This window comes from Candidatus Nitrosocosmicus sp. R (genome assembly GCF_054408505.1).
The window spans coordinates 2,052,397-2,067,710 of record NZ_CP167090.1 but is presented as its reverse complement, the minus strand read 5'-3'; the positions used below and the strand labels follow the sequence as shown (position 1 = coordinate 2,067,710).

The 15,314-nt window shown below is 35.0% G+C and carries 15 protein-coding genes; 10 read left to right on the top strand and 5 right to left on the bottom strand.

The window, feature by feature from the left end:
* Nucleotides 1–10: 10 nt before the first annotated feature.
* The gene (locus AAGU22_RS10535; RefSeq protein ID WP_458719065.1) at nucleotides 11–631 is read right to left on the bottom strand and encodes a superoxide dismutase; all 621 of its coding nucleotides are present in this window, start codon (nucleotides 629–631) and stop codon (nucleotides 11–13) included.
* Between the two features lie 169 nt (nucleotides 632–800).
* Between AAGU22_RS10535 and AAGU22_RS10530 the strand changes: the two genes are divergently transcribed.
* Together AAGU22_RS10530 and AAGU22_RS10525 are read left to right on the top strand one after the other, a co-directional pair.
* A complete protein-coding gene (locus tag AAGU22_RS10530; protein WP_458719064.1) occupies nucleotides 801–1,319 on the top strand; it encodes a 50S ribosomal protein L32e in 519 nt (172 codons plus the stop codon).
* A gap of 8 nt (nucleotides 1,320–1,327) precedes the next feature.
* Complete coding sequence (locus AAGU22_RS10525; RefSeq protein WP_458719063.1) at nucleotides 1,328–1,774, top strand: 50S ribosomal protein L19e; 447 nt, start codon at nucleotides 1,328–1,330, stop codon at nucleotides 1,772–1,774.
* A 226-nt stretch (nucleotides 1,775–2,000) separates the two neighbouring features.
* Here AAGU22_RS10525 and AAGU22_RS10520 read toward each other — a convergent pair whose 3' ends face one another.
* Together AAGU22_RS10520 and AAGU22_RS10515 are read right to left on the bottom strand one after the other, a co-directional pair.
* Nucleotides 2,001–2,285, bottom strand: a complete 285-nt coding sequence (locus AAGU22_RS10520; protein WP_458719062.1) for an NUDIX domain-containing protein — start codon at nucleotides 2,283–2,285, stop codon at nucleotides 2,001–2,003.
* 190 nt (nucleotides 2,286–2,475) lie between these two features.
* Nucleotides 2,476–3,369: a D-aminoacyl-tRNA deacylase gene (locus AAGU22_RS10515; protein WP_458719061.1), complete on the bottom strand. Its 894-nt coding sequence runs from the start codon at nucleotides 3,367–3,369 to the stop codon at nucleotides 2,476–2,478.
* Between the two features lie 128 nt (nucleotides 3,370–3,497).
* Here AAGU22_RS10515 and AAGU22_RS10510 point away from each other — a divergent pair, with 128 nt between their 5' ends.
* From AAGU22_RS10510 to AAGU22_RS10480, 7 genes are all read left to right on the top strand, one after another.
* Nucleotides 3,498–4,214 carry a transcription elongation factor Spt5 gene (locus tag AAGU22_RS10510; protein ID WP_458719060.1) on the top strand — a complete coding sequence of 239 codons (717 nt, stop codon included), beginning with the start codon at nucleotides 3,498–3,500 and terminating at the stop codon, nucleotides 4,212–4,214.
* 41 nt (nucleotides 4,215–4,255) lie between these two features.
* Nucleotides 4,256–4,738, top strand: a complete 483-nt coding sequence (locus AAGU22_RS10505; RefSeq protein ID WP_458719059.1) for a 50S ribosomal protein L11 — start codon at nucleotides 4,256–4,258, stop codon at nucleotides 4,736–4,738.
* Between the two features lie 104 nt (nucleotides 4,739–4,842).
* Nucleotides 4,843–6,504, top strand: a complete 1,662-nt coding sequence (gene thsB / locus AAGU22_RS10500) for a thermosome subunit beta (RefSeq protein WP_458719058.1) — start codon at nucleotides 4,843–4,845, stop codon at nucleotides 6,502–6,504.
* Nucleotides 6,505–7,047: 543 nt separating this feature from the next.
* Nucleotides 7,048–7,410: a hypothetical protein gene (locus AAGU22_RS10495; protein ID WP_458719057.1), complete on the top strand. Its 363-nt coding sequence runs from the start codon at nucleotides 7,048–7,050 to the stop codon at nucleotides 7,408–7,410.
* A gap of 521 nt (nucleotides 7,411–7,931) precedes the next feature.
* Complete coding sequence (locus AAGU22_RS10490; protein ID WP_458719056.1) at nucleotides 7,932–8,552, top strand: vWA domain-containing protein; 621 nt, start codon at nucleotides 7,932–7,934, stop codon at nucleotides 8,550–8,552.
* A gap of 27 nt (nucleotides 8,553–8,579) precedes the next feature.
* Complete coding sequence (locus AAGU22_RS10485; RefSeq protein ID WP_458719055.1) at nucleotides 8,580–9,998, top strand: protein kinase domain-containing protein; 1,419 nt, start codon at nucleotides 8,580–8,582, stop codon at nucleotides 9,996–9,998.
* Between the two features lie 15 nt (nucleotides 9,999–10,013).
* The gene (locus tag AAGU22_RS10480) at nucleotides 10,014–10,937 is read left to right on the top strand and encodes a PP2C family serine/threonine-protein phosphatase (RefSeq protein ID WP_458719054.1); all 924 of its coding nucleotides are present in this window, start codon (nucleotides 10,014–10,016) and stop codon (nucleotides 10,935–10,937) included.
* 68 nt (nucleotides 10,938–11,005) lie between these two features.
* On the opposite strand, the gene AAGU22_RS10475 is transcribed toward AAGU22_RS10480, so the two are convergent.
* On the bottom strand, nucleotides 11,006–12,235 hold the full coding sequence (locus AAGU22_RS10475) for a tetratricopeptide repeat protein (protein ID WP_458719053.1): 1,230 nt from the start codon (nucleotides 12,233–12,235) through the stop codon (nucleotides 11,006–11,008).
* A 596-nt stretch (nucleotides 12,236–12,831) separates the two neighbouring features.
* Nucleotides 12,832–13,731 (bottom strand): Clp1/GlmU family protein, encoded by a 900-nt coding sequence (locus tag AAGU22_RS10470; RefSeq protein WP_458719052.1) that lies wholly within the window; start codon nucleotides 13,729–13,731, stop codon nucleotides 12,832–12,834.
* A gap of 687 nt (nucleotides 13,732–14,418) precedes the next feature.
* Between AAGU22_RS10470 and AAGU22_RS10465 the strand changes: the two genes are divergently transcribed.
* Nucleotides 14,419–14,847, top strand: coding sequence for a hypothetical protein (locus tag AAGU22_RS10465; protein ID WP_458719051.1), 429 nt, complete (start codon nucleotides 14,419–14,421; stop codon nucleotides 14,845–14,847).
* Nucleotides 14,848–15,314: the final 467 nt, after the last annotated feature.

Genomic DNA, 15,314 nt, shown 5'->3' with positions numbered 1-15,314 from the left:
AAAAAATAGGTTATTTTGATTTGGAATATCTATTGTTAACATCTTCCCAATTTATCAGATTCCACCAAGCATTGACATAGTCGGGTCTTTTATTCTGATATTTGAGATAATACGCATGTTCCCAAACATCACATCCTAACAATGGTATGAGATTTTCTGTCCTGGGACTAGTTTGATTTGGCATGGATTTATAGTCTACTTTGTTGCTCTTTGGGTCAAATACTAGCCATCCCCAACCACTTCCTTGAATCCCTATCGTACTGGCAGTAAACTTTTCCTTAAAAGCTGAAAAACTTCCAAATGAATTAGTTATTGCCTCTGCAATAGATCCTTGTGGTTCCCCTCCACCATTCGGGGTTAAATTATTCCAGAAAATTCGATGATTATCAAATCCACCACCATTAAAGTTTATTGCTGATCTTAAATCATTGGGTACATTCCCTAAATCACTAAGTATTTCTATTATATCCTTATTCTGAACATCTTGAGGACATTTTTCAAGAGCTGCGTTAAGATTGTTGGTATATGTTTGATGATGTTTCGTATAATGGATTTCCATAGTTTTTGCATCTATATTTGGTTCTAATGCATCATAGCTGTATGGAAGAGGAGGTAATTCGTATTTATTCATTAAACAATTGTGTATACGAAACCTTTTATCCTTTTCCATTTCCGTATACGCTGCTTTAGCTTTACATTCTGCCAAATAATTACTCTTGGACTAACACAATCACTATCGTGGGTTATTTGACATCAATCGGAAACATATTTATTTATTCTAAGTAGAATAAAACGATATTATGGTAATCAATAATGATCTCCTTGAACAACGTAAAAAGATTTCAGAGCACCGTCCCAAATTTAAGAGACAAGAAAGCTGGAGATATAAAAGGTTAGCTGTCACCTGGAGAAAACCCAAAGGAGTTGACAATAAGATGAGAAAGCAAGTCTCAGGAGTGCCTCCATTGGTAAAGATTGGTTACCGTGGCCCTAGAATATCACGTGGATTACATCCTTCTGGTTATGTTGATAGTTTGGTTCACAATGTTAAGGATTTAATGCTGCTGGATAATTCTAAGGATGCAGCCCGGATTGCCCGTACTGTTGGAAACAAGAAAAGACTTGAGATAATTTCAAAAGCAGAGTCAATGGGCATCAAGCTAATAAATGGAAAAAAATCTAAATCCGATTCATCCAAATCTTCAACCGTGAAGAAAGATTCATCCAAATCTTCAACCGTGAAGAAAGATTCATCCAAATCTTCAACCGTGAAGAAAGATTCATCCAAATCTTCAACCGTGAAGAAAAATCAAAAGTAGTGATATAAATGGTAGTAAATATACATAAAAAAAGAGAACTAGCATCCCGAATTCTTGGAGTTGGGGTTAATAGGGTAAGATTTGAACCTGACAAATTAGATGATGTAGCCGATTCAATCACACGAGAAAATATAAGATCTTTGATAAGCAATGGATCCATTTGGACCGCAAAAGTTAAAGGCACTTCCAGGGGTCGAACCAGGGCAAAACTTGTAACCAAGAAAAAACATGGAACTGGCCCAGGGTCCAAAAAAGGTAAAAAGACAGCTAGAGTTGGTAAAAAGGAAGTATATGTTATTAAGGTACGATCGATGAGAAGGCATTTAAAGATATTAAAAGAAAGAAAAGATATAACGAATGAACAATTTTGGGCACTGTATAAGAAAGTAAATGGTGCTCAAGTGCGTTCCTTGTCTCATCTTAGAGAACTGGTTAAAATAGCAAAAACTCACTAAAATAGGATTTCATTATTCTATTTTTTTCAAATACGACAATTCTAACTTTTTGATAGTTTGCATTATCATAGTTCTTTAAGACATCTGGAGATGATTTCTTTAAATCTGGGAACGAAATCAAAATTGTCCATTTCCTTCTGATTGATCCAACAGTAATCTGAATGTTCCCAATCTAGTACCACTTTCCTTGTGCTCGAAACAAAACAGAAGGGTTGGATGATTATCATCAATTCGTTGTCAATTCTTGTACATTTGATCGATCGAATATTTTTCTTAAAACTAATTCATCTTTGTTTATTCGTGTTTCTTCATAAATTTCTATCAACGCTCTAGAGAGTAAATCTTCATTTTTTTCAAGATAACCGCTCACCCCCGCCCATTTTTCTTGCATGGTTTTGACTTTCTTACTCCTACGTAAAACCAATACTTCATTTTGGTTTTTTAAGACAGAGGTTACAACCATTGACGGTTTTTTATGACTTGAATCAATAAGAGTCTCGTCCTTCTTCATTTTGCTTCTTGATTTATTATTTGCATGGTTAATTAATCTAAGTTTAGGAGATTAGATGGGATCTTGGGATTAGATTTTAATAATCTACATTTCAATTACATATTTTTAGATTTCTTATGATGATTTATTTTTGATTTAATTAAGGGTATTTTAATTCAGTGAGCTAGGAATAAAAAATACTATGCTGAAATTATATGTACTTTGGCTCTAATTCTTGCGTTCTTAGGAGGGATAATATTCTATCTTTTTCGCTACCCATCCCTTTCTTGTCAATATAAATACTAGTTACCTTTTCAATGCTTTTTTCCCACATCTGTTTTAACATTTCATTATCAATGAATCTCAAATTATGTTTACTGGCAATAGATGCGAAGGCGACATTCGAAGTTAGAATTAGATTGTTAAATTTTTGTGGATAATGATTTCCGCCTAGTCCTATCGCGATTTCTAATTCTTCAACATTCGCTTTTTTATTTGCATTTTGTATCGTTTGTATTAAGCATTCACAAACTATCTTTGCTGTTTCCTTGTTGTTCCATTCTTCTTCGGAGGACCCTATCTCAATGAACAAGATTGGATTTGAAGATGATGTTGGCCCGTGATGAGAAGATTCAATCGTGAGATCATATTTGAGTAGGCTGTTTTTCATGGAAAATAAATTTTTCATATACTCCTTTTGAAAACTGGGGTATGCGATACCCATCTCAAATGCTGCCCCACCTAGTGACTTATCTGTTGAAAAATTTCCTGTAAAGTGGGATGTCAATGCAGGTATTTTACTCTTTGATGCATGTTTAGATAAGAAGATTAATACATTATTTGGAATTTCAAATTTGTCGATATTTCTTAAATAAATTAATTCTTCGTCTGTTACAACTAAATTCAGGTTGTGATATCTTTTGGATTTAAGAAATTCAATTTTTGGATCAAAAGTTCTTGTTTCTTGATTCATGTCAATATCGAGTTTGGCATAATCATTGAGATAAAAAGAGTCTTCAAAGTCTGCCTCACTTTTCAAATAGTCTAGCATGGTAAAACTAGCAATATCTTTGGAAGAGGTTATGATTGTAAACTTACCTATCAAGAAGAACTAGAGATCTTGATTTAGATTTATTTCTTATTTCTGTAGGATAAACATTAAAAATTGATATTTGAAGCAAATGTTATAAACTTATAAATTCCAAAACAAATACGTTTAATGATTCTATAAGTATGCCAAAAAACCTCCACAAAGTCGATGATGATTTGGATTTGATAGACTTGAATGATAATAATGAAAACGAAAAAATTAACACTTTCAATGATCTTGATAAGGGTCAGCACGAAAAAAAATCGATCAAGATCAAGTCTACCAATAAAGATAATACAAAGAGGTCAAAAGATGATAATTTAGGGGCTAAGGAATCTAAAAATACCCGAGAGAAAGGATCAAAAGATTCTGATAGTCAAACTGAGGATACCACTCTGTTGTCAAATGAAGAGGAAGGGGATTCAAAATTTTTTGTTGTTAGGGTGGCTGGTGGTCAAGAAAGCATGATAGCATCCATGCTTCAGACTAGATTACATTCAAAGAAAATAGAGGGTATTTATTCGGTTTTATTTTTAGAAAATTTTAAGGGTTACGTAATCGTTGAAGCAGTAGACTCAAATATCGCATATGAGGCTTTGCATGGAATCCGACATATACGGGGACAAATAAGAGGTGAACTACCATTTAAGGATCTGGAGGGTTATCTCATCAAGAAACCAGTAGTTACCGAACTAATTATCGATGACACCGTGGAGATTATTGCTGGACCATTCAAATCCATGAAAGCCAAAATAATGAGAGTTGATTATGAAAAACAGGAAGCAACAGTAGTATTACTTGATTCTCCATATCAGATACCTGTAACTGTTGATGCTAATTATTTGAAAAAGTCTTTATAGAATTATAAGTGGTTTTTACATTAGACAGTTTGTAATATCTTATGAGTGAAAAAAAAGTTGTGAATGCATTAGTAAGTGGGGGCGAAGCCAGCGCGGGGCCACCTTTGGGACCTGCTCTGGGACCACTTGGAATTAACATTTTACAGGTTGTTAATACTATAAACGAAAAAACCAAAGATTTTCCGGGAATGAAAGTTCCAGTCAAGGTGGAAGTTGACACCGAGACCAAACAATTCACAGTAGAAGTAGGTATACCTCCTACGGCTGCCCTTATTTTTAAGGAATCTGGAGTTACCAAAGGGTCTGGAACTGCTGGTACTGATTTTGTAGGGAATATCTCGATGGAAGGTATAGTAAAAATATCAAAAATGAAACTAGATGTTTCCTATGCACAAACGATAAAATCATCTTCAAAGGAAATCATAGGCACCTGTCTGAGCTTGGGCATAAAAGTGGAGGATAAGGTGGCAAGTGAGATATATCAAGATATTTCCTCTGGCAAATACGATTCTTTGCTATCTTAGTTTTTTTTTATTTTTTCAACAAATAAATTAATTTTATTTAAGTAAGTTTAAAATATACCAATGACTGCAGTGTAAACTATAATTTTAAGGTGAATGATGGAAATATGTCAATTCAACAAGGATCAGCAGGCGGGATGCCAGTTTTAATATTAAAAGAAGGCGCAAGTGAGACTAAAGGAAGAGAAGCACAGAAAAATAACATAAACGCAGCAAAAACAGTCGCAGAAATAGTACGAACTAGTTTAGGTCCTAGAGGCATGGATAAAATGCTTGTAGATTCGTTAGGTGATGTCACTATTACTAACGATGGTGCAACTATATTGAAAGAAATTGATGTTCAACATCCTGCTGCAAAAATGATGGTGGAAATAAGCAAGGCAACAGATAATGAGGTAGGGGATGGCACCACCTCAGTCGTTGTTCTAGCAGGTTCGTTAATTGAAAAAGCAGAGGAGTTGATTACGAAGAATGTTCATCCGACGGTGATTGTAGACGGGTATAGAAAATGTGCTGTCAAGTCAATAGAACTTTTAAATAGTATCGCTATTAAAGTAACAAATAACGAAAAAGACCAATTAATAAAAATAGCAAAGACATCAATGCAAACTAAACTGGTTTCAAAGGAATCAGATGACCTGGCTAATATTGTTGTCACAGCTGCACAACAAGTATCTGAGTCTCGAAATGGATCTACAAAGGTCGATTTGGATGACATCAAGGTTGAAAAGAAATCTGGTGGGTCCATTAAAGATACAAAATTGATAAAGGGAATCGTTTTGGATAAAGAGGTAGTTCATGGTGGAATGCCCAAAAGGGTAGAGAAAGCTAAGATAGCATTGATTAATTCTGCCTTGGAAATAGAAAAGACCGAATTCGACGCAAAATTAAATATTACATCACCAGAACAAATGAAGAGATTCCTTGACGAGGAAAATACCATGCTAAAGACTATGGTGGAAAAAATAACTGGATCTGGGGCTAATGTAGTAATTTGTCAAAAGGGATTAGATGATATCGCACAACACTATCTCGCAAAAGCTAATGTTCTGACGGTTAGACGTGTGAAAGAGAGTGATATGACCAAGTTATCCAGAGCTACAGGCGCAAGAGTTATCAACAATCTAGATGAATTGACCAGCAAGGATTTGGGAGCTGCTGATCTCGTGGAAGAAAGAAAAGTAGAAACAGACAAGTGGGTATTCATAGAAGGATGCAAGAATCCAAAAGCCGTAACCATCTTGATACGCGGCGGATCCCAAAGAGTGGTTGATGAGGCAGATCGTTCGGTGCATGATGCACTTATGGTGACCAAAGATGTTTTGGAAAAACCCTTGATAGTAGCTGGAGGCGGATCACCTGAGGCATACGTTTCTGGCAAATTAAGAGAATGGACTAATACATTGACCGGCAGAGAACAATTGGCAGCTGAAAAATTCGCTGAAGCATTGGAAATTATCCCCTTAACCCTTGCTGAAAATGCGGGCATGAACCAAATTGATACATTGGCTGAATTGCGGTCTAAGCAAAATAAGGGAGCAAAATGGGCTGGAATCGATGCACGAAACTCACGAATTGCAGATATGTCTAAACTTGATATATTTGAACCTTTAGCAGTGAAAGAACAGATTATCAAATCTGCTACTGAAGTAGCATCAATGTTATTAAGAATCGATGATGTAATTGCTTCAAGTAAATCTGCAGGTGGAGGGGGAATGCCACCAGGCGGAATGGGCGGAATGCCTCCAGGCATGGACGGTATGATGTAGAAGAATCCGTATATCATATTTTTTCTAGAAAAATTACTTTAGCTTTTGTTCATGATAGGATCCAGTCCAAAAAAAATATTATTTTGATTTTAGAATAACATCATCCAATAAAATTATATTTGAATTGGAGGTATCAAATGTCGGGGTAGGTAGGATCGGGGTGCTAGCCGTGCCCCGTACCGAAAATCGGCTTTATGTCGGGATCAGTAACCGTTAGGTAAATTCGTGAATGGGAGGATACCCGCTCATTCGACTAGGATGAAATCATGCCGTATCGGATGGCTATGAGCAGCAACTTACATGAAGGTGTAAAATTGACTGTGGATTGTTGAAATGGGTGAGGTCCGGGAGGGAGCAACCCTAAGGCATCGCAGCCGTGCTGTTACGTCTACGTGGTGGATTTGGGAGGATTTGAAATGGGACCTTTTGTTCATGTTGGTACTAACGGGCTACCCTACTCACTTTTGATTGTGTTTTTTATAAAGCTTTATTATTTAACTAAGTTGGAAACAGGTTAAATATTTTGTACCATATTCCTAAAATATGGTCCAAGATGTTTTCGACCGCTACAAAGATGAAAATAATACCGATGGAATCAATAAAAGTAATGTTGCTAAAGACACCACCAGATCCAATAGTTACAATTTAGATGAATCAGAGAGTGACGTCACAAGAGCGATAAGGGATTCGATTGAAAGGAATTCTCGTGGTAACATTAAAGAATCTGAAACATCATTCAAACAAGTCCTTGATTTGGCAATGAACGTCGTTAATGAGTTGCCAACGATGATAAACGTGACCGGTAAGACTATTAACAAAATGATAGTGAAGGGGAAAGAAGGCATCGAATCCATAAATAATTTTAAAAATAGCATGAGTTACTCTAGTAAAGATAGGTCAGAATAAAAATATCACTAGTCCATATCCAAAAAATTGAAAATGTCCTTGTAGTCGGAACATTATTTATAACTATGACAGTGTGATCTGATTATTTCATATTAGGTTTGTTTTGCAGTATCGTTCTTTCTATAACTTTGGATCAATTTTTAGTTAAATATCAGGAATATTGTCATTAACTCGCAGAGGTTTTTTGAATATACTTTGTAAACTTGCTTATTTGGTCTATTATCAGAATAATATCTTAATCCCCACGGATTTCTTTATTCAAACGGCTCGTGTGAGGCCTTTCTGATTTTTTGTGCTGAACTTATGTTTGTTATGAAATATTTATTTTTTACTCAGTTTGTCCTGTCTAGGTACATAGTTATTTTTTAAATATAATTCATCATAAGAAATCTAATATACTATTAGGTGAAATCGTTATAAATATTATCCCTCTATTTTTTTTGATTTTTATGACTCTTCCAGGGGGTGAAATTTCAAAAAGAGAACTACATTTTATATGGATTGTAGATTGCTCGGGATCTATGAGAGATGATGGAAAGATCCAAGCCTTGAATTATGCTATCAAAGAGGCAATCCCTCATATGCAAAGGGAATCTGAAAATAACATCCAAGCGAATTTGTTAATAAGTGCATTAAAGTTTTCTACAGGTGCACAATGGATTATTGCCCCTACAAGAGTAAATGACTTCAAATGGACTGATATTGAAGCGAAAGGTGAAACTGATTTGGGACAAGCTTTCATTTTACTCTCTGAAATCTTGCGTATACCTCCGATGACTGAAAGGGGATTACCACCAGTATTAGTATTGCTCTCTGATGGACAACCTACTGATAATTTTAAAGATGGTCTAGAAAAATTGTTGTCAGAACCATGGGGTCGAAAGGCAATTCGAGTATCTATCGCAATCGGTGAGGACGCAAACATGGATGTACTTCAAAGGTTTATTGGAGACAATGAAAGACAACCGTTGTTGGCGCGGAACCCAGAATCACTTACAAAATATATAAAATGGGTTTCAACGGTCGTGCAGACAGCTTCAGCTAGACCCAAAAGCCAACAAAAATACTATGACGGCTCTATTTCTAATGTCGATATACCAAAACCCCCTCAAATGATATCTGGAGCTACTGATGTGTGGTAAATAATTTTGATTTCGAAGACCAATCAAGTGAACACTACGAGCGAGTTTCAAGCGGGTGAGCCAGTCCACATAAACGGGTTAAACATAGTTTGCAATGTTGAAAAGGAATTGGGTTCAGGCACTCAAGGTAAGGTATATTCACTAATCAGTCCAGATAATTCCCCACTTGTTTTAAAGTGGTATTTTCCTTCCATGGCTACTAATGAGCAATATGATATACTCAAATCTCTAATTCAAAAAGAGTCTCCGAGTAATGGGTTCCTTTGGCCCTTGGCACTAGTCAAAATTCCAAAAAAAGAAGGATTTGGATACGTAATGTCCATGAAAGATTCGAGATTTAAAAGTTTTAGTTTGTGGTTGTCTAGGAAAATTAATCCTTCCTTTAAGACATTGCTGACCGCCTGTTTTGAATTGGTACAAAGTTTTCATCTATTGCATTCAAAAGGCCTTTGCTATCAGGATTTATCTCTAAATAATATTTATTTTGATCCTGAAAATGGAGAAATACGCATAGGAGATACAGATAATATTGTAATAAATGGAGAAGATAAGGGTAACGTGATTGGTACTCCTAAATTCATGGCCCCAGAAATAATAATTGGAAAAGCGTTACCAAATACTCAAACAGATTTATATTCGTTAGCAATAATACTGTTTTATATTTTATTTCTAAACCATCCATTAGAAGGTAAAATTGAAAGTTCCATCAAAAGTCTTGACTTGCCTTCGATGTCTAAACTATACGGATTCGAACCGCTTTTCATATTTGATCCAAACAATAATTCCAATTATCCCGATCCTGCTTTTCATGCGAATGCATTAATATTTTGGAGTATTTATCCCGATTTTATCAAAAGAATTTTCGTAAAAGCCTTTACCGATGGTATTAAGGATCCAATGCATGGAAGAGTCAGAGAAACTGAATGGCAAATTGCTCTACTCGCGTTACGGGATTCTATATATTATTGCAAACATTGTGGATCTGAGAATTTTCTTGTTACTGATTATTCGGTTTTTGAAAAATTAAAGATACCAGTAGAATTTGGGGTCATTAATTCTGACATTAAAGTTTCGAAACAAAGCAGCATTGTTGAGGGGGTACAAAGCAATTCTGCTTGTTGGAATCCAAAATGTAAAACTATGAATACTCACATTTTGAATATTCTAATTGATGATCGATTGTTTATTGCCTTAAATCACGACACCAAATTATTCCTTCATCACATAGATCCGGACCGCAAATATGATTTCTCAAATCCTGTAGCAGAAGTCTCTAGACATCCAACTGAACCCGGGGTTTGGGGATTGAGGAATCTTTCTACATATCCTTGGAAAGTTGGCAAGGCTAATGGTGACATAATTGAAGTTAATTCAAAACAAAGTTTCTCGTTAGTGCCAGGTACTCAAATAGACTTTGGCACCTCTAAGGGTATGGTTTGCTACTAAGGACATAATGGATCTATGACTGAAATTAATAATGCACAAGTCGTTGATAAATGTATAACATCAAATCCAAAAAGGTGGTTGGTGTGTAGCAAAAGTGTAAAGGGAGCATTACATTCACGAACTGGTAATTCGAATCAAGATTCAATTCGATGGAAACAATCTCACACCTCCAATACCATAGTCATGTCGGTTGGCGATGGACATGGGAGCGATATACATTTTAGGAGCAAAATCGGTTCACAAATTGCAGTCAAAATTGCAGTTGAAACTTTATTTGAACTATTTCATAATCAACCAATTGAAATTAATAATGTTTCTCAGGTAAAGGATATTATTAGATATTCTGTACCGCGCATATTAGTTCATAACTGGATGGATCGAGTCCAATATCATATGCAGAAACATCCTTTTTCAAATAACGAGATTGACCACATATTGAAAAAGAAAGGCCCACTCATATTAAAAAAAATAATTGACAATCCAAAGATCGCTTATGGATCCACGCTATTAACTGCAGTTATTACAAAAAACTATTTCATATTTTTTCAACTTGGTGATGGTAACATATTGATAGTCGATAATGACAAGAACGTACGGAATATGTTTTCCAATAAGAACGGTGACTCTGGTGACAAATCATCAGTAGAGTCTATTGTTCACACCGAATCACTTTGCATGGATGATAGCTGGTTAGAATTCAAAACTGGAATATTTGACTTTCACGCACTAAAACCGAAGTTGATTCTGTTATCTACCGATGGATATTGCAATTCCTTTAACAATGAATCTGGCTTTCTTAAAATTGGACTGGATTACTTAGTCCTATTGGAGGAATACGGCTATTCATACTTGAGCGAGAATCTTTACGACATATTAAGACAAACCTCTCGAGAAGGTAGTGGTGATGATATAACTCTTGGTTTGATATATCAAATATAGACCATTAGCCGCTTAATGTTGGGATAAAAACCATTAAAGATCTGTTTCTTTTACAGATAGTTTCATTATTAGTTGAAGTTACTAATCATCGCCTTACCCAGCTCTGTTTTAAAATTGTCTACCTTTTGATTCACTCCATTCAAACTGTGAAACTCTATGTCATTCTTCTGTGAGCTTCCAGAATTAGAGTGCAGTCCTGATTCATTAACATTTTGCAATAGGGACTGGTTATCGCTATTTATCTGAAGATTCAATTCTTTTTCTATATTATTTGTGAAGTCTGAAATTGATTCTTTGTGAGAAGTAATACTCGATGATTCAGATCCATCATTTGTTGGATCGATATTATTAGTGGATACATCATTAATCAACTGGGAATTGTTCCCTAGAGGATTTACTTGAAGATTGCCATCTGTTCCGAAAATCATATACGCAGCAATACATGTTGTCACGAATACCGCAGCTATTACTACCCCTAAAAAGTACAATTTCATAGGCTTTTTAAAACCACTATTCAAATTTGATACTTGACCGATAACTTGATTAGATCTCGCATTGCTGCTAGAATAAAGTAGTATCTCTCTAGTATTATTCCTTCTCTTAATTATGAATTCATCATGGGGATCTATTGCTAGTGCTTTGTCGTAGCATTCTAATGCTTCTACAAATTTTCCCTGGTTATGAAGAGACAACCCTTTATTTGATAAAACATTTGAATTCTGGGGATCTATTGCTAGTGCTTTGTCGTAGCATTCTAATGCTTCTACAAATTTTCCCTGGTTGTGTAACATTATTCCGTTTTCATATAACTGGTTTAGATCAGTTGCGTTCACCATTATTAGATTTGAGATTGGATTACATTGGGATATTTCCCCTTGTTGGATGCCCTCATCCAAATTCGCAACATAATTACCGAGCATTAAATATCTTTCTGTTCTAATACCATTAGTTAAATTATTATAATCCAATTCGGTCATCAGGTCAAATCCAATAGACCAAGCAATAGTCACCCAGGCAGCAGATTTATCATCCAATCCATAATCTGAGGATAATCTTGTCATCATGTTGTAAATCTTATTTTCAGTATCATTATCAAAGATATTGCATTCCCGAATATCGGTTATTCTAGCCCTAAGGGCAGTTGTGAGCAAAAATATTTCCTTCTTGTTTTCAGAACCGTATATATCTTTAAGTAGGCCTTCAAACCTGCTAGGCTCGCTTAAAAGAACCGAGTAATCCACGACGATCTTTTTTAACAACTTGCCAGTAACTGTGATAGAAGCATACCCCTCAAACATATTCTTCAGTTCTAACCCCTGCTCCCAGATGACTGCTAAATACTCTTTTGGTATTTGTAAAATAATGTGCTAACACCCTTTTCTAAGATTTTAATGAGATCTGTTAATTTCTTTGAATTCATGAAAGCAAAACTTAACATAAGTAAAGTTCTATCTATTTACTAATATCGATTTAAATCAATTTTTAAAAAAAATTATTCAGTGGTTATTGTCATGATGGAATTGTAAAGAATATAGTGCAGTAATTATTTCTTGAAATAGTTTTGTCAAATATTGTTATCAATCAATATCTTCTCTTGGTTGGGGAAATCGTGGATAAGTTTGCAAAGGGATAAAGGATTCTAAATCCCAGACTCGATCACTCTTTAGGATAGTACAGATTAAAACAGTCATTACACACTATCTCTCTGTATTTAGAGTATTTTTGATTCTTGTTTACCTTAGTGTTAATCACTGTAAGGTCCACTTTACAAACAATACATGACTTTGATGTTCTACTTTGTAATACCATGGCATAATTCATTATATGATATTACAATAGTGATATTTAAGTTAAATAAAGCCTTGCCAATCACATATGACTCACGTTGACTCTTTTATATTATATCTAATTTGGTGTCACTTAAGAAGATCGTATCAAATTCTTTGACATTTGCCTTAACCACCAGAACTCCTTTCACAAAATCATCAATCGATCCAAATCCAAAAATCAGGCCATTATCAATTTTATTTCCAAATCCCACAAAGCGGTTTTTTAGAAATTCGTTATCGGGAACATATAATATTTTTTCATTCATTGCATTTGAAAACTCATATCCCTTTAGGCATTTTATTTCTGAAAAAAATCTATTCCTATAGTAAATATAATTGATTCTAGAAAGATCTAATTTCATATTTACTACTTTATCCTTTGTCAAAAATTTATAAAAAGTTTTGATTCTTTTCGCATATCTTTCCGTGAGGGATCTGTTATTTACAACTCCTTGCCTTTCTCCATACATGAAATTCATTTTCAGGTTTGTTGGAAGATGGCTAAATAATTCCAGTAGATTTCTGTCCATATTTGGGCCACCAAGATATATTATGCAATCAGGCTGTATTTTTTTCAGCAGATCGATCTTGTGTATCAATCCGTTCCCTTTTATATAGCCATCAGTATTTATGATCGACAAATCATGCTTTAATGAGGTATCTAATTGCCAGCGAATATTTGAAATAATTTTAGACTCGTACCCGACGGGTTGAATGCCGCCAATAAAATTCGTCCAATTTGTTTTTACCTTCCATAGGTCTACTTCCGGGAAATTCATTACTGCCGCTCCCAAGCAAGTCGGTGGCGCCAAATCGCCCTGACCCACGTCTGCATCTATTAATAAAGGTCTTAAACCATGGTTGATAAACACATTTGCCATATACAATGAAAGGGTGGATTTACCTGAATTGGAGGGTCCAATTATTATGATTCTCTTTTTTTCTTGTTTCAATACGTTTCTCACAAGGTCTTTCCAAATTGAGATTCCAAAATTTTTGTGGTGCTCATTGGTCTCAGGGTTATGATGATTCCAATTCCTTCCCCTAATTATCGATAAGGTGGAATTGTTATTTTTTTCAACTGGAATGACTCTACTACTTTCCCATCCGATGCATTCATTCTTGCATTTGACACCTAATATGTTACATTCTCCTTTTATCTCAAGTAGTACTGGACCCTTTATCAGGTACTGTTTTCAATATCTCCTTTTGTTATTTACATGCTACACTATTTATAAGGAATTTTTTCATTCGGGTTTTTTCCTAATTTTGCTCTATATCACTGTTTTCGCTTGGTAGGGGGGTTTCAATGGTCAGGAATCAAAAATAACACAAAAATTTAATTTAATTCTAAATCAACAAGTTTTGGTAAAGACAGATTAGACTGATTTAATGATTAGGCACTTGTGATGGAAGCATCAAATCTCTAATCATGGTCATATTGTTATATCCCAAACTAAAATCCAGTATTGTATATTACCTTTGACGATATATTTTGCCTAATTTGGCCGTGGCTAAAATATTTGTTTTCCACCATAATGACTTTTTGATCAACCGATTATCATTATTTGGCCAACCATAGATGATGGTAGACTACCAGAAACCGGTATTTACTAATTAATAATTAAATAACCAGTGTGAAAATAAATAGCATGCAAGGAACAAGAAAAATAGCATCGGAGGTCCTAGTATCTGTGGCACTTGCGCTATTAATAATATATATTCTTGATGTCGGTGTTTCGATGTTAAGTCATTCAGAAGATGGCTTTTTGCCTCTCTCAGCCAAAGAAAGAGGGATGATTTTTGGCGGTGGATCGATTTTATTATTTGTAATTTCGTTCGGGATTGGCATAAATGTGGCATCTAGACTTCTAACTGTTTTATTAATCATTGGCGGTGCTATCATGGGTACTTCCGTGCTGATATCGTCATTTGTTGTCCCAACACAAGATAGTAATGAGACGAATTCATCGTCCGATAGCGGACAGTCGCAAATTTTGGCACCCCAATTCATTGGGATAATCGTAATAGGGTATATTATTATGGGGATGGGAATCCTTAGGGCATTAAGAAAAAAATAGAATGTGGAAGCCTACTATTCCTCCTATTGTTTTGTCTATTCCTAAATTAAAAGAGACACCATGATTTTCTAAAATTTGATATATAATGATAATAATGTGCTATTCAGACTGACTCTATTTACCTTAACATGTCATAATTCCGTTTAATCTTGGACTACTCGTGCTGTACATCACTATCTTTAGATTCCTTTGAACCTATATCTTGTTTTCCCACCCTGGTTGTTTACTATTCGTCATTGAAAAAGACAGAACGATATATCCACTTTTCATGTTTTACTACTTTGTATGGATCGCATAATATACCCAATATTTTGATTCCCTATTAGAATTATCCATAATCTGTATGCGGTTACAATCTGATCATTAGGTACATACGAACCCTAGTAAATTGCAAGTATGTTTTTCAAAAATCATCAGGTCGTTAAATAAATAAAACTCAACCTGTACATAATTTCGTTTGTTATTGT

Excerpts from the sequence above, each read along its gene's own strand:
- AAGU22_RS10535 (WP_458719065.1), bottom strand. The coding sequence starts at position 631 with ATGAATAAATACGAATTACCTCCTCTTCCATACAGCTATGATGCATTA.
- AAGU22_RS10530 (WP_458719064.1), top strand. The coding sequence starts at position 801 with ATGGTAATCAATAATGATCTCCTTGAACAACGTAAAAAGATTTCAGAG.
- AAGU22_RS10525 (WP_458719063.1), top strand. The coding sequence starts at position 1,328 with ATGGTAGTAAATATACATAAAAAAAGAGAACTAGCATCCCGAATTCTT.
- AAGU22_RS10520 (WP_458719062.1), bottom strand. The coding sequence starts at position 2,285 with ATGAAGAAGGACGAGACTCTTATTGATTCAAGTCATAAAAAACCGTCA.
- AAGU22_RS10510 (WP_458719060.1), top strand. The coding sequence starts at position 3,498 with ATGCCAAAAAACCTCCACAAAGTCGATGATGATTTGGATTTGATAGAC.
- AAGU22_RS10505 (WP_458719059.1), top strand. The coding sequence starts at position 4,256 with ATGAGTGAAAAAAAAGTTGTGAATGCATTAGTAAGTGGGGGCGAAGCC.
- thsB (WP_458719058.1), top strand. The coding sequence starts at position 4,843 with ATGTCAATTCAACAAGGATCAGCAGGCGGGATGCCAGTTTTAATATTA.
- AAGU22_RS10495 (WP_458719057.1), top strand. The coding sequence starts at position 7,048 with ATGGTCCAAGATGTTTTCGACCGCTACAAAGATGAAAATAATACCGAT.
- AAGU22_RS10490 (WP_458719056.1), top strand. The coding sequence starts at position 7,932 with ATGAGAGATGATGGAAAGATCCAAGCCTTGAATTATGCTATCAAAGAG.
- AAGU22_RS10480 (WP_458719054.1), top strand. The coding sequence starts at position 10,014 with ATGACTGAAATTAATAATGCACAAGTCGTTGATAAATGTATAACATCA.
- AAGU22_RS10475 (WP_458719053.1), bottom strand. The coding sequence starts at position 12,235 with ATGTTTGAGGGGTATGCTTCTATCACAGTTACTGGCAAGTTGTTAAAA.
- AAGU22_RS10465 (WP_458719051.1), top strand. The coding sequence starts at position 14,419 with ATGCAAGGAACAAGAAAAATAGCATCGGAGGTCCTAGTATCTGTGGCA.